Genomic DNA, 20,863 nt, shown 5'->3' on the forward strand with positions numbered 1-20,863 from the left:
GGCAGACTCTCCCCCATGGAGACTGCTGAGTTCGTCGAGGTCCTCGACCAGGAGGGCCAGTGGCTGGCCGCGGCCGCCGCGCAGGCCGGGACCGATGCCAAGGTGCCGACCTGCCCGGAGTGGCAGGTGCGGGATCTGCTGCGGCACACGGGGGCCGTGCACCGGTGGGCAGCGGGGTTCGTCGCCGACGGCCACACCTCGCCCCGGCCGCTGGATGACGCCCCGGACGCCGACGGGCCCGAGCTGGTGGCCTGGTACCGGGACAGCCATCGCCACCTCGTGGACACCCTGGCCACCGTGCCGTCCGACACTCAGTGCTGGACCTTCCTCCCGGCCCCCTCGCCCCTGGCGTTCTGGGCGCGGCGGCAGGCGCACGAGACGGCGGTGCACCGTTACGACGCCGAGTCGGCGCTCGCCGGTACGCCGCATCCGATCGGCACCGACTTCGCGGTGGACGGCATCGACGAGTTGCTGCGCGGCTTCCACGCCCGGCAGAAGAGCCGGGTCCGCACGGACGAACCCCGGGTGCTGCGGGTGCGCGCCACGGACGCGGAGGCGGTGTGGACCGTACGGCTGACGTCCGAGCCGCCGGCCGCCACCCGAGGCGCGTCCGGGGACGCCGAGTGCGAACTGTCAGGCCCCGCGGGGCAGTTGTACCTGGCCTTGTGGAACCGGGTGCCGATTCCCACGGTGACGGGTGACGCCTCGCTGGCCGCGTTCTGGCGGGAGACGTCGGCGATCTGACCGGGACCGGCGGGGGTCAGCCGGTCTCTTCGCCCGCCAGCATCCGGGTCAGCACCGCGCGCTGTACCGGCAGCACCTCGCCGTGCAGCGCGCGCCCCTTCCCGGTGAGTGACACACGGACGCCCCGGCGGTCCTCCGTGCACATCCCGCGCTCGACGAGACCGTCCTTCTCCAGCCGGGCGATCAGCCGGGACAGCGCGCTCTGGCTCAGATGCACGCGCTCGGAGATCTCCTGGACGCGGTAGCTGCCGCACTCGCCGTCCGGCGTGGAGCCCTCGGCGAGGACGTCGAGCACCTCGAAGTCGCTGCCGCACAGGCCGTGTTGGTGCAGGGCACGGTCGAGTTCGCAGTGCGTGCGGGCGTGCAGCGACAGGATGTCCCGCCACTGGTCCACGAGCGCCTGCTCGGCCTTCTTCGCCGCCATGGGCGCACCGTAGCAGAAAAGCGACTTTGTTGCATCGGAATTAAATGCGTTTGCATTCAATGCATGCGCATGTAGTGTCTTGCGCATGACCTCTCCGCTCACCACCCCCGCGTCACCGTCCTCGACGGTGCGCTGGACCCCCCGGCTGTGGGGCACCCTGCTGGTGCTCTGCGCCGCCATGTTCCTGGACGCGCTGGACGTGTCGATGGTCGGCGTCGCCCTGCCGTCCATCGGCTCCGACCTCGGCCTGTCGACCTCGACGCTGCAATGGATCGTCAGCGGCTACATCCTGGGCTACGGCGGTCTGCTCCTGCTCGGCGGACGCACCGCCGACCTCCTCGGCCGACGCCAGGTCTTCCTCATCGCGCTCGGCGTCTTCGCGCTGGCGTCGCTGCTCGGCGGGCTCGTCGACTCCGGTCCGCTGCTGATCGCCAGCCGCTTCATCAAGGGCCTGAGCGCGGCCTTCACGGCGCCGGCCGGCCTGTCGATCATCACCACGACGTTCCCCGAGGGCCCGCTGCGCAACCGCGCGCTCTCCATCTACACCACCTGCGCGGCCACCGGCTTCTCCATGGGTCTGGTGCTGTCCGGCCTGCTCACCGAGGCCAGCTGGCGCCTGACCATGCTGCTGCCCGCACCCATCGCCCTGATCGCGCTCGTCGCCGGTCTGAAGCTGCTGCCGCGCAGCGAACGGGAGAAGGACCACAACGGCTACGACGTCCCCGGCGCGATCCTCGGAACCGCCTCGATGCTGCTGCTGGTCTTCACCGTCGTCCAGGCGCCGGAGGTCGGCTGGGCGTCGGCCCGCACGCTGCTGTCCTTCCTCGCGGTGGCCGCGCTGCTGACGGTGTTCGTCCTGGTGGAGCGGCGCTCCGCGGGACCGCTGATCCGGCTCGGCGTGCTGCGCTCCGGGAGCCAGATCCGGGCCCAGCTCGGCGCCATGGCCTTCTTCGGCTCGTACGTCGGCTTCCAGTTCCTTGCGACGCTGTACATGCAGTCGCTGCTCGGCTGGTCGGCGCTGCACACCGCGCTCGCCTTCCTGCCCGCGGGCGCGCTGGTGGCGGTGTCGTCGACGAAGGTGGGCGCGATCGTCGACCGGTTCGGCACCCAGCGGCTGATCGCGGGCGGCTTCGCGCTCATGGTCCTCGGGTACGCGCTGTTCCTGCGCGTCGACCTCGACCCGGTGTACGCCTCGGTGATCCTGCCGAGCATGCTGCTGATCGGCGCCGCCTGCGCCCTGGTCTTCCCGTCGCTCAACATCCAGGCCACCAACGGCGTCGACGACCACGAGCAGGGCATGGTCTCCGGACTGCTCAACACCTCCGTACAGGTGGGCGGCGCCCTCTTCCTCGCCGTCGTGACGGCCGTGGTGACCGCGGGCGCCCCGGCCGACCCCACCCCGCAGGCCGTCCTCGACAGCTACCGGCCCGGGTTCATGGTCGCCGCCGGTATCGCCCTCGCCGGGCTGCTGATCTCGCTCACGGGACTGCGCACCCGCCGTCCGCAGGCCTCCGTGGTGGTCGCCAGGTCCACGCAGGCCACCTCCCAGGAGGCGGAGCGCGTCGCCGTAGGCGACTGACGCGAATCGGGGGACCGCCTCCCATCGTGCGCCCGGCGGGGCTCGCTTGCCCGCCGGGCGCACGCCTGTTTGACTCACGGTCATGACCACACACGGGGGACGGCGCGACCAGGCCGAGCGGGACGCGATCACCGTCGAGATCGGATACGCGCTGTTCAGCGCGGCCTTCGCGGCAGCCGTCGTGTTCGGTGCTGTCGCCGGCCCGGCGCTCCTCTTCGACCTCCAGGACACTCTGTCCCGTGTCCTGCTGCGCACCGGGCTGGTGCTGGCGCCGGTGCTCTTCGCGGCCCGCGTGATCAGCGTCCTGGTCCGCTTCCGGCAGGCGCCCCGGCCCGGTGACCTCGACCGGACGGGGCGCACCCCTCAGCCCAGCCAGCCCGGCCGGACCAACCCCGACTCGTAGGCCAGCACCACCAGTTGGGCCCGGTCCCGGGCGCCCAGCTTCACCATCGTGCGGCTGACGTGGGTCTTCGCGGTGAGCGGGCTGACGACCAGGCGGCGGGCGATCTCCTCGTTGGACAGGCCGATCCCGACGAGCGCCATCACCTCCCGCTCCCGCTCGGTGAGCCGGCCGAGGGCGTCGGCGGCCGCGGGTTCCTTGGAGCGCGCGGCGAACTCGGCGATCAGCCGGCGGGTCACGCCCGGCGACAGCAGCGCGTCACCGGCGACCACCGCCCGTACGGCGCGCAGGAGTTCGTCCGGTTCGGTGTCCTTCACCAGGAAGCCGGAGGCTCCCGAGCGCAGGGCCTCGAAGACGTACTCGTCGAGCTCGAAGGTGGTCAGCATGACCACTCTGACCTCGGCGAGCGTCTCGTCCTCGGTGACGCGCCGGGTCGCGGCCAGGCCGTCCAGGAGCGGCATGCGGATGTCCATCAGCACGACGTCCGGGCGCAGTTCGCGCACCGCGCGCACGGCCTCCTCGCCGTCGGCGGCCTCCCCGGCCACCTCGATGTCGGGCTGCGCGTCGAGCAGCGCCCTGAATCCGGCCCGCACCAGTGACTGGTCGTCGGCGAGCAGTACGCGGATCACCGGTCCTCCTCGACCCTCGACGGCAGTACGGCGAGGACCTCGAAGCCCCCGTCGGGGCGCGGCCCCGCCTCGATCGTGCCACCCAGCGAGGCCGCCCGCTCCCGCATTCCGGCCAGCCCGTTGCCGCTGCCGCCCGCCTCGTCGCCGGTCGCGGGCCCGTCGTCGTCGACGCGCAGCCGCAGAGCGCCACCCGTGTGGTCGAGGCGCACGCGCGCGTGCCGTGAGCCGGAGTGCCGTACGACGTTGGTGAGGGCCTCCTGGACGATACGGAAGGCGGCGAGGTCCGTGCCGGGCGGCAGGGGTGGCGACTCACCCTCGATCTCGACGGTGAGACCCGCGCGGGCCGCCTGCTCCACCAGTTCCGGCAACCGGTCGAGGCCGGGCGCCGGGGCGCGGGGAGCGCTTCCGGGTGTGCGCAGGGTGTCCAGGACCTGGCGTACGTCGCCGAGCGCCTCCTTGCTGGCGGACTTGATGGTGGTGAGCGCCGTGCGGGCCTGCTCCGGGTCGGCGTCGAGGAGCGCGAGTCCGACGCCCGCCTGGACGTTGATGACGGAGAGGCTGTGCGCGAGGACGTCGTGCAGTTCGCGTGCGATGCGCAGCCGTTCCGCGTCGGCGCGTCGCCGGGCCGCCTGCGCGCGCTCGGCCCGCTCGCGGGCCCACTGTTCCCGTTTGGTGCGGGCCAGCTCGGACACCGCCACGATCGCGACCACCCAGGCGGCGATCACGAGTTCCTGCCCCCAGGAGGTGCCCGCGTCCCGGGAGGGCGGCAGCCACCGGTAGAGCCAGTGGGCCACCAGGACGTGCCCGGCCCACAGCATCCCCAGGGCGGCCCAGGCGGCCTTGCGGTGCCCGGCCACCACGGCGCTGAAGCAGGCCAGCGCGACGGTGAGGAAGACGGGCCCGTAGGGGTAGCCGGCGCCCAGGTAGACCATCGCGGCGGCAGCGGTGCCGAACACGACGGGCACCGGGTGCCGCTGCCGGAACAGCAGCAGTCCCGAGGCCACGAGCAGCAGCACCCGTGCGAAGACGTCGAGCTGGGCGCGGTCGCCCGCCTGCGCGTGGGCCGCGAAGTTCGAGCCGAGGAGGACGAGGACGGTGACCGCCAGGGTGGACCGCCACGGCAGGCGGGTGCCGGGCTGGTCGTCCCAGCCGCCACGTACGCCCCATCGGCTGAGCCACCGGGGCCCGTGGGGCCGGCCGCTCCCGCGTACGCGCTGCTCGTCCATGTCCGCCACGCTAGACGCAGCGGGCGGCCACGGACGTCAGCCGGGCGAGGTGATCACGCGTACTCCCGGGGGAGTACGTCCGCCGGCGGGCCGCTCACCTCAGCCCCACCCCGCGCGCCAGCCTCTCCGCCGCGTGCCGGAAGAACGGCTCCCGGTCCTCCACCAGCCGGTTGAACTGGCCGAACAGTTCGAAGCCGACCAGTCCGTACAGCTGGGCCCAGGCCGCCACGAGGGCCACGGTGACGGCGGGCGGCAGGTCCGGCGCAAGATCGGCCCCTATCCGCTCGCCCTCGGGTCGCAGGTCGTCCGGGAGCGGCGGCTCGGTCAGGCCGTCGTCGCGCCGCGCGTCGCGCACGATGCCGAGGAGCACCTGGCCGACGCGAGCCGCTGCCGCGACGGTGGTGTCGGGGGCGGAGTAGCCGGGCACGGGCGAGCCGTAGATCAGCGCGTACTCGTGCGGATGCGTCAGCGCCCAGCCCCGTACGGCCTCGCAGACCGCGGTCCAGCGGCGCACGGGGTCAGCGTCCGCCGCCGCGCGGTGCGCCGTCTCCGCGCGCTCGCCGAGGGAGTCGTAGGCGTCGATGATGAGAGCGGTGAGCAGGTCGTCGCGGCTGGGGAAGTACCGGTACAGCGCGGAGGAGACCATGCCCAGTTCCCGTGCCACGGCCCGCAGCGACAGCTTGGCGGCGCCCTCGGCGGCGAGCTGTCGTCGCGCCTCGTCCTTGATGGCGGCGGTGACTTCGATCCTGGCCCGGGCGCGTGCGCCTTGCGTGGTTCTGCTCGTCGTCATACCGGCAATTGTCCCACGCGATGAGAGCGGCGCACACGTTCGAGAGCACCGCTCTTGCAAGGGTCATCAGTTTCGTGCACACTGATCTCAAGCGAGAGCAGTGCTCACAAAAAGTGATTCCCGGAGGTCCTGGCCATGTCCACACCCACGCCGTCGACGCACGTCCAGAAGCCCGGCTGGTTCACCGTGAACGTCATGAACCGAGCCGTGGCCTGGCTGACCCGCCGCGGGCTCAGCGTGTGGGGCTCCCGGGTCCTGGCGGTCCGCGGCCGCAAGAGCGGCGAGTGGCGGACCACCCCGGTGAACCTGCTGACCGTGGACGGTCGGCAGTACCTGGTCGCGCCGCGCGGCCATGTCCAGTGGACCCACAACATGCGCGCGGCCGGCGGCGGCGAGCTGCACCTCGGCAAGAACGTGGAGGTGTTCGACGCGACCGAGGTCGCCGACGACGACAAGGTGCCGCTCCTGCGCGCCTACCTCAAGCGCTGGAAGGCCGAGGTCGGTGTGTTCTTCGGCGGGGTCGGCCCGGACTCCTCCGACGCCGAGCTGCGCCGCATCGCTCCGGACCACCCCGTCTTCCTGGTCACCGTCAGGAACTGACCTCGTCGGCGGGCTCCTCCGCCACCACCGGCCGACGGTCCATCGCGGTCAGCGCGCGCTGGGCCAGCGGATGCGAGCGGACGAGCTCCCCCAGGGACGTCGAGCCGCGCGTGATCTCGGTGAACGCCCTCCAGGCGGGCCGGAAGCTCGTCAGCGCCGCGTGGAACAGGCCGGGGCGGCGCTCGAACGCCGTCAGCAGCCGCTTGCCGACGCTCATCTCCACGCCGAGCCCCGCCTTGATCGCGAACGCGTAGTTGAGGGCCTGGCGCCGGGTGTCCACCGCGTCGTGCGCCTCGGCGATCCGCACCGCCCACTCCCCCGCGAGCCGCCCCGAGCGCAGTGCGAACGAGATGCCCTCACGGGTCCACGGCTCCAGCAGACCGGCCGCGTCCCCGCACACGAGGACCCGCCCGCGCGACAGCGGCGAGTCGTCGGCACGGCAACGGGTCAGATGGCCCGAGGAGATGCTCGGCTCGAAGCCGGCGAGGCCGAGCCGCCCGATGAACTCCTCCAAGTACCGCTTGGTCGCGGCGCCTTCACCGCGCGCGGAGATCACCCCGACCGTCAGCGTGTCACCCTTGGGGAACACCCAGCCGTAGCTGCCGGGCATCGGCCCCCAGTCGATGAGCACCCGCCCCTTCCAGTCCTCGGCGACGGTCTCCGGCACCGGGATCTCCGCCTCCAGACCGAGGTCCACCTGGTCGAGCTTGACCCCGACGTGCGCTCCTATCCGGCTGGCGCTGCCGTCGGCGCCGACGACCGCGTGGGCCAGCAGCGTCTCGCCGCCCTGGAGGACGACGGCGACCGTGCGCCGGTCCGGCACCACCGAGCCGTGCTGCTCGACGCGCTGCACGGTGACGCCCGTACGCAGCTCGGCGCCCGCCTTCTGCGCGTGCTCCACCAGCTGCTGGTCGAACTCGGGGCGGTTGATCAGCCCGAACAGCATCTGCTTGGAGCGGCGGGTGCGGGTGAAGCGCCCGTTGTTCGAGAACGTCACCGCGTGGACGCGATCACGGAGGGGCAGTTCGAAGCCCGGCGGAAGGGCGTCGCGCGAGGGACCGATGATGCCGCCGCCGCATGTCTTGTAGCGGGGCAGCTCGGCCTTCTCCAGCAACAGCACACGCCGTCCCGCGACCGCGGCCGCGTAGGCGGCCGAGGCCCCCGCGGGTCCCGCGCCCACCACGACGACGTCCCACACCCGCCGCACGTCGTCCGCCGAAGAGTTCTCGCTGCTCACGATGGTCTACTGCTCCGATCAAGCCGCTGCCGCACCTGTCATCCGCATCCTACGGCGGAGATCGCCACAGCCCGCTGTGGGAGGATCACCGCCGCGTGCGCCCGCACACCAGGTCCGGCGTACGCTCGCACGGTCACCCGTTCACGCGGGTGCCCACCCGTACAACGTCGCACCCACAAGGAGCGTGCCCATGTCGTCGAATCCGGTCGCCGAGACCGTCGCCTCGCTGATGCCCAGGGCGAAGGAGGAGCTCACCGAGCTGGTGGCCTTCAAGTCGGTGGCGGACTTCGACCAGTTCCCGAAGAGCGAGAGCGAGGCCGCCGCCAACTGGGTCGCCGACGCGCTGCGCGCCGAGGGCTTCGAGGACGTCGCCCTGCTGGACACCCCGGACGGCACGCAGTCGGTGTACGGGTACCTCCCGGGACCGGCCGGCGCGAAGACGGTGCTCCTCTACGCCCACTACGACGTGCAGCCGCCGCTCGACGAGGCCGGCTGGGCCACTCCGCCGTTCGAGCTCACCGAGCGCGCCGGCCGCTGGTACGGACGCGGCGCCGCCGACTGCAAGGGTGGCGTGATCATGCACCTGCTCGCCCTGCGCGCGCTCAAGGCGAACGGTGGCGTGCCGGTCAACGTGAAGGTGATCGCCGAGGGCTCGGAGGAGATGGGCACCGGCGGCCTGGAGCGGTACGCCGAGGAGCACCCGGAGCTCCTGGAGGCCGACACCATCGTCATCGGCGACGCGGGCAACTTCCGCGTCGGTCTGCCCACGGTGACCTCGACGCTGCGCGGCATGACCATGCTCCGCGTGCAGGTCGACACCCTCGAAGGCAACCTGCACTCCGGTCAGTTCGGCGGCGCCGCGCCCGACGCTCTGGGCGCGCTGATCCGCGTCCTGGACTCGCTGCGCGCCGAGGACGGCTCGACGACCGTCGACGGGCTCACCGGCAGCTCCGCGTGGGAGGGGCTGCGCTACGACGAGGAGCAGTTCCGCAAGGACGCCAAGGTGCTGGACGGCGTCGGCCTGATCGGCTCCGGCACGGTCGCCGACCGCATCTGGGCGCGCCCGGCGGTGACGGTGCTCGGCATCGACTGCCCGCCGGTCGTCGGCGCCACCCCGTCGGTGCAGGCGAGCGCCCGCGCGCTGGTGAGCCTGCGGGTGCCGCCGGGCGTCGACGCCGTGGAGGCCACCAAGCTGCTCCAGGCCCACCTGGAGGCGCACACGCCGTGGGGTGCGCGGCTGCGCACCGAGCAGGTCGGCCAGGGCCAGGCGTTCCGCGCGGACACGACCAGTCCGGCGTACGCGGCGATGGCGGACGCGATGGCGGTGGCGTACCCCGGTCAGGAGATGCAGTACGCCGGTCAGGGCGGCTCCATCCCGCTGTGCAACACCCTCGCCGCCCTGTACCCGCGCGCGGAGATCCTCCTCATCGGCCTGAGCGAGCCGGAGGCCCAGATCCACGCCGTCAACGAGAGCGTCTCCCCCGAGGAGCTGGAGCGCCTGTCGGTGGCGGAGGCCCTGTTCCTGCGCAACTACGCGGCGAGCTGACCCGCTCTGCCCTCGGCAGAGGCCCTCGCCCGCCGGGCGGGGGCCTCTCTACGGTCGTCCCATGGACGTCGTCGAACTCCTTCCCCGCCTGCATCTCCTGCGCTTCCCGGTCGGCCAGGCCTATCTCTGGCGCGACGGGGCCGAGTTGACACTGATCGACGCCGGCCCGCCGGGCTCGGGCGCGCGCATCGCCGAGGCGATCGGAGCTCTCGGGCACCCTCCGGCCGCCGTACGGCGGATCGTGCTGACCCACTTCCACGACGACCACGTGGGCGGAGCCGCGGAGTTGGCCGCGTCCACCGGGGCCGAGGTACTGGCCCACCGCCTGGACGCGCCGGTGGTGCGCGGCGAGGTCGCCGGTCCGCCACCGGTGTTCGAGGACTGGGAGATCCCGCTGCACGCCGAGGCCGCGAAACACCTGCCCCCGGGCGCCTTCGCGCGCCCTGAGGCGGTCACCGAGCTGTCGGACGACGACGCCCTCGACTTCGGCGACGGCGCCCGCGTCGTCCACGTACCCGGCCACACGCACGGCAGCATCGCGCTCCATCTCCCCCGGCACGGCGTGCTGTTCACGGGCGATGCGGTGGCCGCGTCCCCGGTCGACGGCACCGTGCTGCTCGGCGTGTTCAACGTCGACCGGGCCCAAGCGATCGCCTCGTTCCACCGGTTGGCGGCGCTGGACACGGACGTGGCCTGTTTCGGCCACGGGGATCCCGGGCTCGGACGGGCGGGTGCCAGGCTGCGGGAAACCGCGGACAGATACGCGGCCGCAGGCTGACGATGAGGGCATGATCCGCGCCGAACGCCTCGCCGCCCACCATGAGATCGCCACCTCGCTCGCCCTGCTCAGTGACGCCGAACTCGCCGAGCTCCTCGCCACGGGCGTGCCCGTCGGGACCGGCATCGGCGGGCGGGTCCTGCACGTGGAGGTGGACGGCAGGCGGGTCTTCGTCAAGCGGGTGCGGCTGACGGACGCGGAACGGCTCCCGGACCACGCACGGTCCACGGCGAACCTCTTCGACATGCCCAGCTTCTGCCACTACGGCATCGGCAGCCCGGGCTTCGGCGCCTGGCGGGAACTGGCCGTGCACACGATGACGACCCACTGGGTCCTGGCCGGGGACTTCGCCGGGTTCCCGCTGACCCACCACTGGCGGGTCCTGCCGGACGAGCCCCGGCCCCTTCCGGACGAACTCGCCGACGTGGACCGTGTCGTCGCCTACTGGGGCGGTGCCGCGCGGACGCGCGAGCGCATCGAGGGCCTCGGCACGGCCACCGCGAGCCTGACGCTGTTCCTGGAGCACGTCCCGTACACCCTGCACGACTGGCTCGACGCACGGATCCGCACCGAGGACGCCGACACCGCCTGCGCCCTGGTGGAGCACGGCCTCGCGGAAGCCACCGACTTCCTCCGCGCGCGTGGGCTGCTGCACTTCGACGTCCACTTCCGGAACATCCTCACCGACGGCCGGCGGCTGTATCTCGCGGACTACGGCCTCGCGCTGTCCTCCCGCTTCCGCCTCACCCCCGCGGAACGCGCCTTCCTGGACCGCCACCGCGACTACGACCGCGCCTACTCGACGTCCTTCTTCGTCACCTGGCTCCTCGTCGCCCTCCACGGCTACGACCGCGACACCCGCGAGGCCTGCATCCGCGCGTGTGCCGACGGCGCGCGGCCCGAGGGGATCCCGGCGGCGGTCGCCGACGTCATCGCCCGGCACGCGCCGGTCGCCGCCGTGATGAACGACTTCCTGCGCCGGTTCGAGAAGGAGAGCAGGCAGACACCCTTCCCGTACGACGAACTGCGGGCGCTCTACGACGGCTCCAAGGTCTCCGGATAGTGGCAGGCGACCGGGTTGCCGCCGCCCCGGTCGGTCAGCTCGGGCTCCTGTCCCACGCAGGCGGTGCGTTCGTCCTCGCTGAGGGCCTGCGCGAACTTGGGGCAGCGGGTGCGGAAGCGGCAGCCGGAGGGCGGGTCGATCGGTGAGGGGACGTCCCCGCTCAGGCGGATGCGTTCGCGCCGCTCGGCGGCGTCCGGGTCGGCCTCGGGGACGGCGGACAGCAACGCACGCGTGTAGGGGTGCCGGGGACGGGCGTAGAGGTCCTCCCGGTCGGCGACCTCGACGACCTTGCCGAGGTACATCACCGCGACGCGTTCGGAGAAGTGCCGGACGACGGCGAGGTCGTGGGCGATGAAGACGAAGGCGATGCCGAACTCGCGTTGCAGGTCCTGGAGCAGATTGACGACCTGGGCCTGGATGGAGACGTCCAGCGCCGACACCGGTTCGTCGGCCACGATGAGCTTGGGGCGCAGGGCGAGGGCGCGGGCGATGCCGATGCGCTGGCGCTGGCCGCCGGAGAATTCGTTCGGGTAGCGGTTGTAGTGCTCGGGGTTGAGGCCGACCGTCTCCAGGAGTTCCTGCGCGCGCTTCTTGAGGCCCTGCGGCGGTTCGATGCCGTTGAGCCTCATCGGCGTCTCGATGATCGTGCCGACGGTGTGCCGGGGGTTCAGCGAGGAGTACGGGTCCTGGAAGATCATCTGGAGGTTCTTGCGCGCCTGGCGCAGCTTCGCCGCCGGTTTGTGGGTGATGTCCTCACCGTCGAAGACGATGGAGCCGGAGGTCGGTTCCAGCAGCCGGGTGATCAGCCGGCCCGTGGTCGACTTGCCGCAGCCGGACTCGCCGACCAGGCCCAGCGACTCCCCGGCGCCGACCGAGAAGTCGATGCCGTCGACGGCCCGCACGGCGCCGACCTGGCGCCGGAGGACGATGCCCGTCCGGAGGGGGAAGTGCTTGGTGAGGCCCGTGACCTCGAGGAGCTTCCCGCCCGGGGCCTTCGCCGCCTGCGGTTCGCGGATGGGCTGGGTGGTGCTCACGGCGTGCTCCTGTGGTCGTTCGGGCCGGCGCCCCGGATCTCCTGCTTGGCCCGTTCGGTGAGATGGCAGGCCGCGATGTGCGCGGCCGTTCCGGCGACCGGCCGCAGTTCGGGCAGTTCGACCGTGCAACTCCCCTCCGCGACCCGGCCCTTGTAGGCGCAGCGCGGGTGGAAGGCGCAGCCGGACGGGAGGTTGATCAGGCTCGGCGGGGTGCCCGGGATCGGGTTGAGCCGGCGCCCCACGTCGTCGGCGATGTCCGGCATGGACTGCAACAGGCCCCAGGTGTACGGGTGTCCGGGCTGCTTGAGGACGTCGCGGACGGTGCCGTACTCGATGCGGCGGCCGCCGTACATCACCAGGATGTCGTCGGCGACGTCGGCGACCACACCGAGGTCGTGGGTGATGATGATCACCGCGGAGCCGAACTCCTCCTGGAGGTCGCGGATGAGGTCGAGGATCTGCGCCTGGACGGTGACGTCGAGGGCGGTCGTGGGCTCGTCGGCGACGAGCAGGGCGGGGTCGCAGACCAGTGACATGGCGATCATGGCGCGCTGGCGCATACCGCCGGAGAACTGGTGCGGGTAGTCCTTCGCCCTGCGCTCGGGCTGCGGGATGCCGACCCGTTTCAGCATCTCCACGGCACGCTCCGTGGCCTCCTTCTTGGAGACCTTGTGGTGCACCCGGTAGGCCTCGGCGATCTGGGAGCCGACGGTGAAGAAGGGGTGCAGCGCGGAGAGCGGGTCCTGGAAGATCATGGAGACCGTCTCGCCGCGCAGCGCCCGCATCTCCTGCTCGGGCAGGGCGACGAGTTCCTGCCCCTCCAGCCAGATCTCGCCGGACACCTGGGCGCGGGTGCCCTTGTGCAGTCCGAGGAGGGCCAGCGAGGTGACCGACTTGCCGGAGCCGGACTCTCCGACGATGCCGAGGGTGCGGCCCTTCTCCAGGCTGAAGGAGACTCCGTCGACGGACTTCACCAGGCCGTCCTCGGTCGGGAAGTGCACCCGCAGGTCCCGTACGTCGAGGAAGGCGCCGGTCGCGGGCAGGACGTCCGCGGGCTGCTCGGGGGTGGACAGGGTCACTGGACTTTCCTTCACGCGAGGCGTACGCGGGGGTCGACGAGGCCGTAGACCAGGTCGACGACGACGTTGGCGAGGACGACGAACGTGGCGGCGAAGAGGGTGGTGCCGAGGATGACGGGCAGGTCGGAGTTCTGGACCGAGTCCACGGCGAGCTTGCCGATGCCGTTGATGCCGAACACGGACTCGGTGATGACGGCGGAGCCGCCGATGAGCGAGCCGACGTCCATGCCGAAGATGGTGATGATCGGGGTGATCGCGGCCCGCAGCCCGTGTTTGAGGACGATCCGGCCGGTCGGCAGCCCCTTGGCGCGGGCGGTGCGCATGTAGTCCTCGGCGAAGACCTCCAGCATGGAGGAGCGGGTGAGCCGGGTGTACAGCGCGAGGTAGACGAAGACCAGGGTCGCCCAGGGCAGGATGAGGCCCTGGAGCCAGCCGGCCGGGTCGTCGGTGAAGGGGGTGTAGCCGGCGGCGGGCAGCAGCTGCCACTTGTCGACGAACAGGAAGAGCAGCAGCAGTCCGACGAAGTAGATCTGCACGGAGACGCCGACCAGCGCGAGACCGACCGCGGCCTTGTCGGCGGCCTTGCCCCGGCGGACCGCGGCCACGGTGCCGAGGCCGACGCCCAGGATCAGGAAGACCACGGCGGCGCCGAGCCCGAGGGAGAGGTCGGCGGGGAAGTCGTCGAGGAGGGTGCTGAGGACGGGGGTGTCGGTCTGGAAGGACACCCCGAGGCAGGGCGCGGAGCAGTGGATGGCCACGCTCTGGTCGCCGAAGTCACGGCCGACGAAGAGGCCCTTGAAGAACTCCCAGAACTGCGTCATGAAGCTCTGGTCGAGGCCCAGCGAGTGCCTGATCTCCGTGAGGCGCGAGGGTGAGCAGGTCTTCCCGCAGGCCAGCAGGGCGGGGTCGGACGGCAGCGCGTAGAAGATGAAGAAGGTGATCACGGTGATCACCAGCATGATCAGGGCCGCCGCCAGCAGGCGTCGGATGAGGTAACGGAGCATGGCGTCCTGGGACCTGACGTGAGGTGGGGTGCTGGGGTGCCCCCGCCGGCGGCGTACCGCCGGCGGGGCGTCGGACGGGGTGCGTCAGTGCTTGACGTACACGTGCACCAGGCTCGGCTCGGCGAGGATCGGGTCGGGGATGACACCGCCGACCTTGGAGCCGCCGAGTTCGCTGAAGTTCATGTACATCAGCGGGACCACGGCGGCGTCCTTCATGATCTGCTCGTCAAGGGCGCCGTAGGCGGTGTTGCGCTGCTTGATGTCGGTCATCTTGGCGATCTTGTCGATCTGGGCGTTGACGGCCGGGTCGTTGAGGTACGACAGGTCCTGGTTGGACTGCGGCAGCTTCTTGATCTGCCGTCCGTCGAACAGGACGGGCAGCACGGTGGAGGCGTTGGGCCAGTCCGCGATCCAGTCGCCCCAGACCATGTCGTACTGGTTCTTCACGTTGTCGATGGTGCTGAAGTAGTTCGCCGCGTCGATCGGGGTGATGTTCACCGTGACGCCGATCTTCTCCAGCGAGGTCTTCACCGCGTCCGCGAAGTGCTCCTCGGTGGTGGTGTTCTCCACCGCCAGCGACATGGTGGGCTTCGGGTTGCCGGCCTGCTGCATCAGCGCCTTGGCCTTGGTGAGGTCACCGGCCGGGGCGGTGCTGTACAGGTTGAACTTCTGGTAGCCGCCGATGCCGGGGCTCAGCATGGTGGTGGCGTAGTCGCCGTAGGCCGAGCCGCCGAAGGCGCCGCGCACGGTGGTTTTGTCGAGGGCGTCCTCGATCGCCTCGCGGACCTTGATGTCCTTGACCCGGGTGGTGTTGATGGCCAGGTAGTTGATGCCGGGCGCGGGAATCTTGTAGTAACGCGACTTCAGCGACGGGTTGTTGGCGACCGTGGTGAGGTCGGAGCCGGCGATCGGGTCCTGCATGATCGAGGTCTGGGCGACCCCGGCGTCGGACTTGATCTGCTGGTCGATGGCGGCCTGCTCCTGGCCGAACTTCACGTCGATCTTGTCGACGTTCTGCTCACGGATCGGGTCGTTCGACTGGCTCCAGTTGGTGTTCTTGACGAGGACGAGTTCCTTGTTCTTGGTGTACGACTTGATCATGTACGGCCCGTCGGACCAGACGTGCGTGTCGTACGTCGCCCCGGTGTCGTGGGCCTTGGGCACCGCCGACCAGCCGGGCATGGCGGTGGTCTCGTTGAAGTCGGCGACCGGCTGGTTCAGCTGGAAGACGATGGTGTACTTGTCCGGCGTCTGGATGGAGGCGAGGTCCTTGCCCTTGTACGGCCCCTTGTAGTCGGCGCCGCCGACGAGCCACTGACTGGCGTACGGCGGGCCGCCGTTGATGTCCGGGGAGAAGGTCCGCTCGACGCCGTACTTGACGTCCTGCGCGGTGACCTCGGTGCCGTCCTGCCACTTGACGCCGTGACGCAGGTGGAAGGTCCACACCGTGTCGCCCTTGGAGGCCGTGCCGGTGTCGGAGGCGAGGTCTCCGACCAGCTTCGGCGCGGAGCCCGACACGTCCCAGCCGGTGAGGGTGCGCACGAACTCCTGGTCCATGCTCGAACCCTGCGTGGTGTACACGCGCTGCGGGTCGAGGTGGTCGTAGTCGGCGTTGTTCAGGATGGTCAGCGTGCCGCCCTTGGTCGGGGAGCCGCCGCCGGCGCCGCTGGAGGATCCTCCGCCGCATGCGGTGGCCCCCAGGGCGATCGCCACGGCGGTGGCCGTGAGAGCGACCGTGCGCGTTCTGCGCTTCATGAGGTAAACACTCCGTTCTTGTTCAACAGGCCCGGCTTCGGCGGTCGTTCGTGGCGCCGTCGGGGCCGGAGATGCGAGGGCCGTGCGTCAGCCGCGACGGGCACGGGGGTCGAGGGCGTCGCGTACGCCGTCCCCGAGGAGGTTGAGCGCCAGGACGAGGACGAGGAGCAGCACACCCGGGATGAACAGGTACGCGGGGTCCTGGAGGAAGAACTGCGAGGCGTCCGACAGCAGGGCGCCCCAGTCCGGGTTGGGCGGGATGACGCCGACGCCCAGGTACGACAGGGCCGCCTCGGTGGTGATGTTCTGCGGGACGGCCAGGGCGAAGGAGATCAGGATCGGCGCCCACAGGTTGGGCAGCAGCTGGCGGAAGAGGATGTGGCGCCGGCCCGCGCTCATCAGCCGGGCGGCGTCGACGAACTCCCGCTCGCGCAGGGAGAGGACCTGTCCGCGTACCAGGCGGGCGGTGTAGGCCCAGGCGAAGATCGCGATGTTCACGACGAGGACCAGCAGCCGGAGGTTCTCGTCGGTGCCGCCGTGGCTGTTGGTCTGGAGCGCGTTCTGGATCACCGGGGTGAGCGCGATGATGAACAGCAGCTGGGGGAAGGCCAGCATCACGTCCATGATCCGCGACAGCACGGAGTCGACCCAGCCGCCGAAGTAGCCGGCCGCGAGGCCCGCGACGACGCCGGCGACGGTGGACAGGACGGCCGACGCGAAGCCCACGATCAGCGAGGTGCGCAGCCCGTACACGATCCTGGCGAACAGGTCGTAGCCGGTGCCCGGTTCGACGCCCAGCAGGTGGGTGAGGCTGATGCCGCCGAGCGCCCCGCGCGGGAAGTTGCCGGTGTCCGGGTCGATCGCCCGGCCGTCCGGGGTGATCGGCCCCCAGCCGGTGAGCGCGGTGAGGGCCGGGGCCACCAGCGCGACCACGAGGAACAGGACGGTCACCACCAGCGCGACCATGGTGATCTTGTCCCGCGTGATGCGCTTCCAGGCCATGCGGGCCGGTGAGCGGCCGGTGACGGTCGGCGCGATCACGCTGCCGAGCTCGACCGGCTGGAGTTGCGTGGTCATCGTACGGACATCCCGGATCTACCCCTGGTTGAAAGAAATGGGTGGCGGCCGTCACCGGCCCCACGAGACAATGCGGACTTTCGCAATGCGTCGTGAGTCCGGTCAAGGCGCACCAGAGGCAGAAAAGGGTTTGTTTGCGCTCGTGGAAAAGTGTTGACGAGAGCAGGGTGTGTAATTAGCCGGAGCGTGAGAGGAGGACGACACCTCCTTGGCCATTGCTTAGGGTTTCCCCTGATCGGGAGGTCACGCGCGATGGTTTCGGGACGATGACGGTCCGCCCTCGCTTCTCTCCGGACAATCTCCGCGCAGGGTAAAGCCCGCTCACCTGGATGGAACGGCACCCAGAAGAATCAAAGAATTACCCGGCGAAAACGCAACGGGACTCGCCGGTAATCACACGGCGCGTCAACCTACGGGAATCCCGGCTTCCAGATAGAGCGCGGCGCCACGTTCGCGCGCCCGCAGCGCCCAGCGCAGCCGTTCGTAGCGGACCGGCGGCAGCAGATCGGCCGCCTGCTCCTCGGTGACGAACCGCCAGTCGCGCAGCTCGGGCCCCGGCAGCAGCAGCCCCTCGGTCCGTGCGGCGTCCAGTCGGCCGCCGTCGAAGAGGAGACGCAGTCCGCCGTAGCCGGGCGGAGAGGGCCGCTCCCAGTCCACGACGAGCAGCCGCGGTACGTCGTCCAGGTGGATGCCGGTCTCCTCGGCGACCTCGCGGATGCCGGCGCGCGCGGGCGCCTCGCCGGGTTCGACGACCCCGCCGGGGAACTCCCAGCCGGCCTTGTAGGTGGGGTCGACGAGCAGCACCCGGTCCCGCTCGTCGAAGAGGAGGACGCCGGCGGCGACGGTCTCCGCGGTCGGCTCGGGCGTCTGCACGATCTCGCACTCGGGGACGGCGCCCGTACCCACGGCCTCGGCGATGCGGGTGGCGGCCTCGTACGGGGTGAGGGGGCCGGTGTCGACGGGGTGCGCGTCGGCGGTGAGCCAGGAGGCGAGGGCGGCGCGGTAGGGCTCGATGTGGTCGTACGACCACTGCCGTATCCGCATGTCGCCGTCAGGAAGGTCCGGCGGAACCTCCCGCCCCGCTATTCGCTGACGCAGGATCGTTTCGGCCGGAGTGAGGAGAATGTGCCGTACCGCGATCCGGCGGGCGGCGAGGCCGCCGAAGATCTCGTCGCGGTAGTCCTGGCGCAGCAGGGTCATGGGCACCACGAGGGTGCCGCCGAGTTCGGCGAGCATCGCGGCGGCCGTGTCGATCACGAGCCGTCGCCAGATCGGCAGGTCCTGGTAGTCGCCGACCTCGGCGAGGTGCTTGGGCGGGAGCAGGTACGGGAGCGCTCCGCCGATGACCTCGGGGTCGAAGAGCGTGCTGTTCGGGATCAGTTCGATCAGTTCCCGTGCGGTGGCGGTCTTCCCCGCACCGAAAGCGCCGTTGATCCAGACGACGGTCACGGTTCCCCCTCTTCTGTTGGCCCCCTGTGGCTTGCCCGCTCAACCCTGCCACGGAAACCAGCCGCCGTAGAGGCCGCGCAAACGGAAGCGCCGGTACCCCTTGTGGGGGCCCGGCGCCGCGCTGTGGAACTGTGCCGCCGTCAGTCGGCCTGCTCCAGGAAGCCTTCCTGGACGCCCAGGCCGTCCTGGGCGATCGTGTGGTCGACGGCGCTGAGGGTGTCGCCCACGTCGAGTCCCTGGTGCTCCTCACCGCCCAGCCCGTGGGAGGGGGTGATCGCCGCGACGACGAATCCGGTGGCGAGGGAGGCGATGGCGAGCATGCTGCGCTTCTTCATGACCGGTTCAACTGGGAAACCGCCCCGGGGTCACGCCGCCCGCCCGGATCCGGCGCGCGCACGGCGTACGAGGTCCTCGGCCGCCCGCGACCAGCGGGGGTGAGTGAAGGCGAAACCCGCGTCGAGCAACCGTCCGGGGACCACACGGCGGCTCTTGAGCAGGAGTTCCGTGTCCGAGCGCAGCGCGAAGGCGCCGATCTCGGCCATCCACCTGGTGGCGGGCAGCCCCACGGGAACACCTCGGGCGGCCCTCAGCTCCCGCATGAACGCCCGCTGCGGCAGCGGCTCGGGAGCGGCCAGGTTCACCGGCCCGCAGAGGTCGTCCCGGTCGGCCAGGAACTCCACGGCCCGGACGAAGTCGTGCTCGTGGATCCAGGACACGTACTGCGCACCGCCCGCGACGGAGCCGCCGAGACCGAGCCGCGCGAGCCACGACAGTACGTCGAAGACACCACCGCGGTCCGGGCTCATCACCATGGCGGAGCGCAGGGCGACCTTGCGGGTGCGCGGGATCACGGCCCGCTCCTGCTCCCGCTCCCAGTTCTCGGCGATCTTGACGCTGTAGGCCCAGTAGTCCGGCACGCCGGCCTCCGTACCGCCGATCACACCGGTCGCCTCGTCGTGGGGCGCGTCGAAGCGGTGGGCGTAGACGGTGGCGGTGCTCATCTGCATCCAGACGCGCGGCGGCCGTACGGCGGCCTCGATCGCCTCTCCGACGACGCGGGCGGAGTTGACCCGCGAGTCCATCATCGCCCGCAGGTTGGCCGGGGTGTACCGGCATCTGACGCTGCGGCCCGCCAGGTTGACCACGACGTCACTGCCGTCGATCTCCTCGGCCCAGGCGCCCAGAGTCTCCCCGTCCCAGGCGACCTCCCGCGCCCTCGTGGGCCGTCTGGTGAGGATCACGACCTCGTGTCCCGCGGCGGTCAGCGCGCGGTCCAGGATCGTTCCGACCTGCCCGGTTCCCCCGGGCAACACGAACTTCATGGGGCTCCCCCTCCGTCGGGAGAGAGCCTAGCGCAGAAAGTTGAACATGTTCAAAAATTGGCTCGCGGCGACCAGGCGGCCACGCGTGGGCGCTGCGACCACATGAAGACGCGGGCGGCAGCCGGGTGGGCCGCCGCCCGCAAGAACGTCCCTGCGGGTGTTCTCGTCAGACGCCCGCCGCCTCCGCACCGGCCGGCCGCGCCGCGAGCGCCGCGGCGGCCGCTCCCACCAGGCCCGCGTCCGTGCCCATCAACGCCGGGGCCACCGTCAGGCGCTGCACGAAGGAGAGGGTGGCGTAGTCGTGGAGCGCCTTGCGCAGGGGAGCGAAGAGGATGTCGCCCGCCTTGCCCACTCCCCCGCCGATGACGGCGATGTCGATCTCGACGAGCGTCGCGGTGGCCGCGATGCCCGCCGCCAGCGCCTGCGCGGCGCGCTCGAAGGACGCCACGGCGACCGGATCGCCCGCACGGGCGGCGGCCGCCACGGCCGCGGCGGAGGTGTCGCCGTCGGGGCCGGGCCGCCAGCCGTTCTCCAGGGCCCGGCGGGCGATGTTGGGCCCGCTCGCGATGCGCTCGACGCAGCCACGCGCACCGCACGGGCACGGGTCGCCGTCGAGATCGACGCTGATGTGTCCGATGTGGCCCGCGTTGCCGGTGGGGCCGGGGTGGAGTCGGCCGTTCAGGACCAGACCGCCGCCGACTCCCGTCGACACCACCATGCACAGCGCGTTGTCGTGCCCCCGGGCGGCGCCCTGCCAGTGCTCGGCCGCGGTGATCGCGACGCCGTCGCCGATCAGCTCGACGGGGAGCCCGGCGACGGCGTCCGTGACCCGCCCGACGAGCGGGAAGTCCCGCCAGCCGGGTACGTTCACCGGGCTCACCGTGCCCGCGGAGGCGTCCACCGGCCCCGCGCTGCCGATCCCGACGACGTGGGCCCGCCCCCACAGCGGCGAGGCGGCGAGCTCGCCGAGCACCTCCTCGACGGCCCGCATCACGGTGTCGCCGTCCTCCCGCGCCGGTGTCGCGCGCTGCGCGCGCACCAAAATCCTGCCGTGGCCGTCGACCAGCGCACCGGCGATCTTCGTACCGCCGATGTCGAGGGCTGCCACGAGGTCGGTCTGCATCAGT

Annotated in this window: 21 protein-coding genes; 7 read left to right on the top strand and 14 right to left on the bottom strand. The window is 71.4% G+C overall.

Features of this window, described 5'->3' with window-relative positions:
- Positions 1 to 15 precede the first annotated feature (15 nt).
- Positions 16 to 744 (top strand): maleylpyruvate isomerase family mycothiol-dependent enzyme, encoded by a 729-nt coding sequence (locus tag ACGFNV_RS16445; protein WP_393623028.1) that lies wholly within the window; start codon positions 16 to 18, stop codon positions 742 to 744.
- A 16-nt stretch (positions 745 to 760) separates the two neighbouring features.
- On the opposite strand, the gene ACGFNV_RS16450 is transcribed toward ACGFNV_RS16445, so the two are convergent.
- Positions 761 to 1,168, bottom strand: coding sequence for a MarR family winged helix-turn-helix transcriptional regulator (locus tag ACGFNV_RS16450; protein WP_393623030.1), 408 nt, complete (start codon positions 1,166 to 1,168; stop codon positions 761 to 763).
- Positions 1,169 to 1,253: 85 nt separating this feature from the next.
- On the opposite strand from ACGFNV_RS16450, the gene ACGFNV_RS16455 reads away from it, so the two are divergent.
- A complete protein-coding gene (locus ACGFNV_RS16455; protein WP_393623032.1) occupies positions 1,254 to 2,747 on the top strand; it encodes an MFS transporter in 1,494 nt (497 codons plus the stop codon).
- A gap of 82 nt (positions 2,748 to 2,829) precedes the next feature.
- Positions 2,830 to 3,150: a DUF6332 family protein gene (locus ACGFNV_RS16460; RefSeq protein ID WP_393623034.1), complete on the top strand. Its 321-nt coding sequence runs from the start codon at positions 2,830 to 2,832 to the stop codon at positions 3,148 to 3,150.
- Here ACGFNV_RS16460 and ACGFNV_RS16465 read toward each other — a convergent pair.
- From ACGFNV_RS16465 to ACGFNV_RS16475, 3 genes are all read right to left on the bottom strand, one after another.
- Positions 3,111 to 3,776: a response regulator gene (locus tag ACGFNV_RS16465; protein ID WP_393623036.1), complete on the bottom strand. Its 666-nt coding sequence runs from the start codon at positions 3,774 to 3,776 to the stop codon at positions 3,111 to 3,113. The two genes, ACGFNV_RS16460 and ACGFNV_RS16465, sit on opposite strands and share 40 nt — an antisense overlap.
- Complete coding sequence (locus ACGFNV_RS16470; RefSeq protein WP_393623038.1) at positions 3,773 to 5,002, bottom strand: sensor histidine kinase; 1,230 nt, start codon at positions 5,000 to 5,002, stop codon at positions 3,773 to 3,775. The genes ACGFNV_RS16465 and ACGFNV_RS16470 overlap by 4 nt, the downstream gene beginning before the upstream one ends.
- A gap of 94 nt (positions 5,003 to 5,096) precedes the next feature.
- Positions 5,097 to 5,792: a TetR/AcrR family transcriptional regulator gene (locus ACGFNV_RS16475; protein WP_393623040.1), complete on the bottom strand. Its 696-nt coding sequence runs from the start codon at positions 5,790 to 5,792 to the stop codon at positions 5,097 to 5,099.
- 135 nt (positions 5,793 to 5,927) lie between these two features.
- Here ACGFNV_RS16475 and ACGFNV_RS16480 point away from each other — a divergent pair, with 135 nt between their 5' ends.
- Positions 5,928 to 6,392, top strand: a complete 465-nt coding sequence (locus tag ACGFNV_RS16480; RefSeq protein WP_393623042.1) for a nitroreductase family deazaflavin-dependent oxidoreductase — start codon at positions 5,928 to 5,930, stop codon at positions 6,390 to 6,392.
- Here ACGFNV_RS16480 and ACGFNV_RS16485 read toward each other — a convergent pair.
- Positions 6,382 to 7,629 carry a geranylgeranyl reductase family protein gene (locus ACGFNV_RS16485; protein ID WP_393623044.1) on the bottom strand — a complete coding sequence of 416 codons (1,248 nt, stop codon included), beginning with the start codon at positions 7,627 to 7,629 and terminating at the stop codon, positions 6,382 to 6,384. The genes ACGFNV_RS16480 and ACGFNV_RS16485 overlap by 11 nt on opposite strands.
- 190 nt (positions 7,630 to 7,819) lie before the next feature.
- Between ACGFNV_RS16485 and ACGFNV_RS16490 the strand changes: the two genes are divergently transcribed.
- The 3 genes from ACGFNV_RS16490 to ACGFNV_RS16500 all read left to right on the top strand — a co-directional run bounded on the left by ACGFNV_RS16490 (position 7,820) and on the right by ACGFNV_RS16500 (position 11,016).
- Positions 7,820 to 9,175, top strand: a complete 1,356-nt coding sequence (locus tag ACGFNV_RS16490; RefSeq protein ID WP_393623046.1) for a dipeptidase — start codon at positions 7,820 to 7,822, stop codon at positions 9,173 to 9,175.
- 61 nt (positions 9,176 to 9,236) lie between these two features.
- Entirely contained in the window at positions 9,237 to 9,953 is a 717-nt protein-coding gene (locus ACGFNV_RS16495; RefSeq protein WP_393623048.1) for an MBL fold metallo-hydrolase, read from the top strand.
- A 10-nt stretch (positions 9,954 to 9,963) separates the two neighbouring features.
- Positions 9,964 to 11,016, top strand: a complete 1,053-nt coding sequence (locus tag ACGFNV_RS16500; RefSeq protein ID WP_393623050.1) for a protein kinase family protein — start codon at positions 9,964 to 9,966, stop codon at positions 11,014 to 11,016.
- On the opposite strand, the gene ACGFNV_RS16505 is transcribed toward ACGFNV_RS16500, so the two are convergent.
- From ACGFNV_RS16505 to ACGFNV_RS16545, 9 genes are all read right to left on the bottom strand, one after another.
- Positions 10,989 to 12,050, bottom strand: coding sequence for an ABC transporter ATP-binding protein (locus ACGFNV_RS16505; RefSeq protein ID WP_393623052.1), 1,062 nt, complete (start codon positions 12,048 to 12,050; stop codon positions 10,989 to 10,991). The two genes, ACGFNV_RS16500 and ACGFNV_RS16505, sit on opposite strands and share 28 nt — an antisense overlap.
- Entirely contained in the window at positions 12,047 to 13,129 is a 1,083-nt protein-coding gene (locus ACGFNV_RS16510; protein ID WP_393623054.1) for an ABC transporter ATP-binding protein, read from the bottom strand. Before ACGFNV_RS16510 ends, ACGFNV_RS16505 begins: the two co-directional genes overlap by 4 nt.
- 11 nt (positions 13,130 to 13,140) lie before the next feature.
- On the bottom strand, positions 13,141 to 14,133 hold the full coding sequence (locus ACGFNV_RS16515) for an ABC transporter permease (RefSeq protein ID WP_393623056.1): 993 nt from the start codon (positions 14,131 to 14,133) through the stop codon (positions 13,141 to 13,143).
- An 84-nt stretch (positions 14,134 to 14,217) separates the two neighbouring features.
- Positions 14,218 to 15,888: an ABC transporter substrate-binding protein gene (locus ACGFNV_RS16520; RefSeq protein ID WP_393623058.1), complete on the bottom strand. Its 1,671-nt coding sequence runs from the start codon at positions 15,886 to 15,888 to the stop codon at positions 14,218 to 14,220.
- A gap of 87 nt (positions 15,889 to 15,975) precedes the next feature.
- Positions 15,976 to 16,965 carry an ABC transporter permease gene (locus ACGFNV_RS16525; RefSeq protein WP_393623060.1) on the bottom strand — a complete coding sequence of 330 codons (990 nt, stop codon included), beginning with the start codon at positions 16,963 to 16,965 and terminating at the stop codon, positions 15,976 to 15,978.
- Positions 16,966 to 17,370: 405 nt separating this feature from the next.
- Complete coding sequence (locus tag ACGFNV_RS16530; protein WP_393623062.1) at positions 17,371 to 18,414, bottom strand: NUDIX domain-containing protein; 1,044 nt, start codon at positions 18,412 to 18,414, stop codon at positions 17,371 to 17,373.
- Positions 18,415 to 18,554: 140 nt separating this feature from the next.
- The gene (locus tag ACGFNV_RS16535; RefSeq protein WP_393623064.1) at positions 18,555 to 18,749 is read right to left on the bottom strand and encodes a hypothetical protein; all 195 of its coding nucleotides are present in this window, start codon (positions 18,747 to 18,749) and stop codon (positions 18,555 to 18,557) included.
- Between the two features lie 30 nt (positions 18,750 to 18,779).
- Positions 18,780 to 19,736: a DUF1731 domain-containing protein gene (locus ACGFNV_RS16540; protein WP_393623066.1), complete on the bottom strand. Its 957-nt coding sequence runs from the start codon at positions 19,734 to 19,736 to the stop codon at positions 18,780 to 18,782.
- 166 nt (positions 19,737 to 19,902) lie between these two features.
- Positions 19,903 to 20,859: an ROK family protein gene (locus tag ACGFNV_RS16545; protein WP_393623068.1), complete on the bottom strand. Its 957-nt coding sequence runs from the start codon at positions 20,857 to 20,859 to the stop codon at positions 19,903 to 19,905.
- Between the last annotated feature and the right edge of the window lie 4 nt (positions 20,860 to 20,863).

Source organism: Streptomyces sp. NPDC048751 (genome assembly GCF_043198595.1).
In the GTDB taxonomy this organism is placed as follows: Bacteria; Actinomycetota; Actinomycetes; order Streptomycetales; family Streptomycetaceae; genus Streptomyces.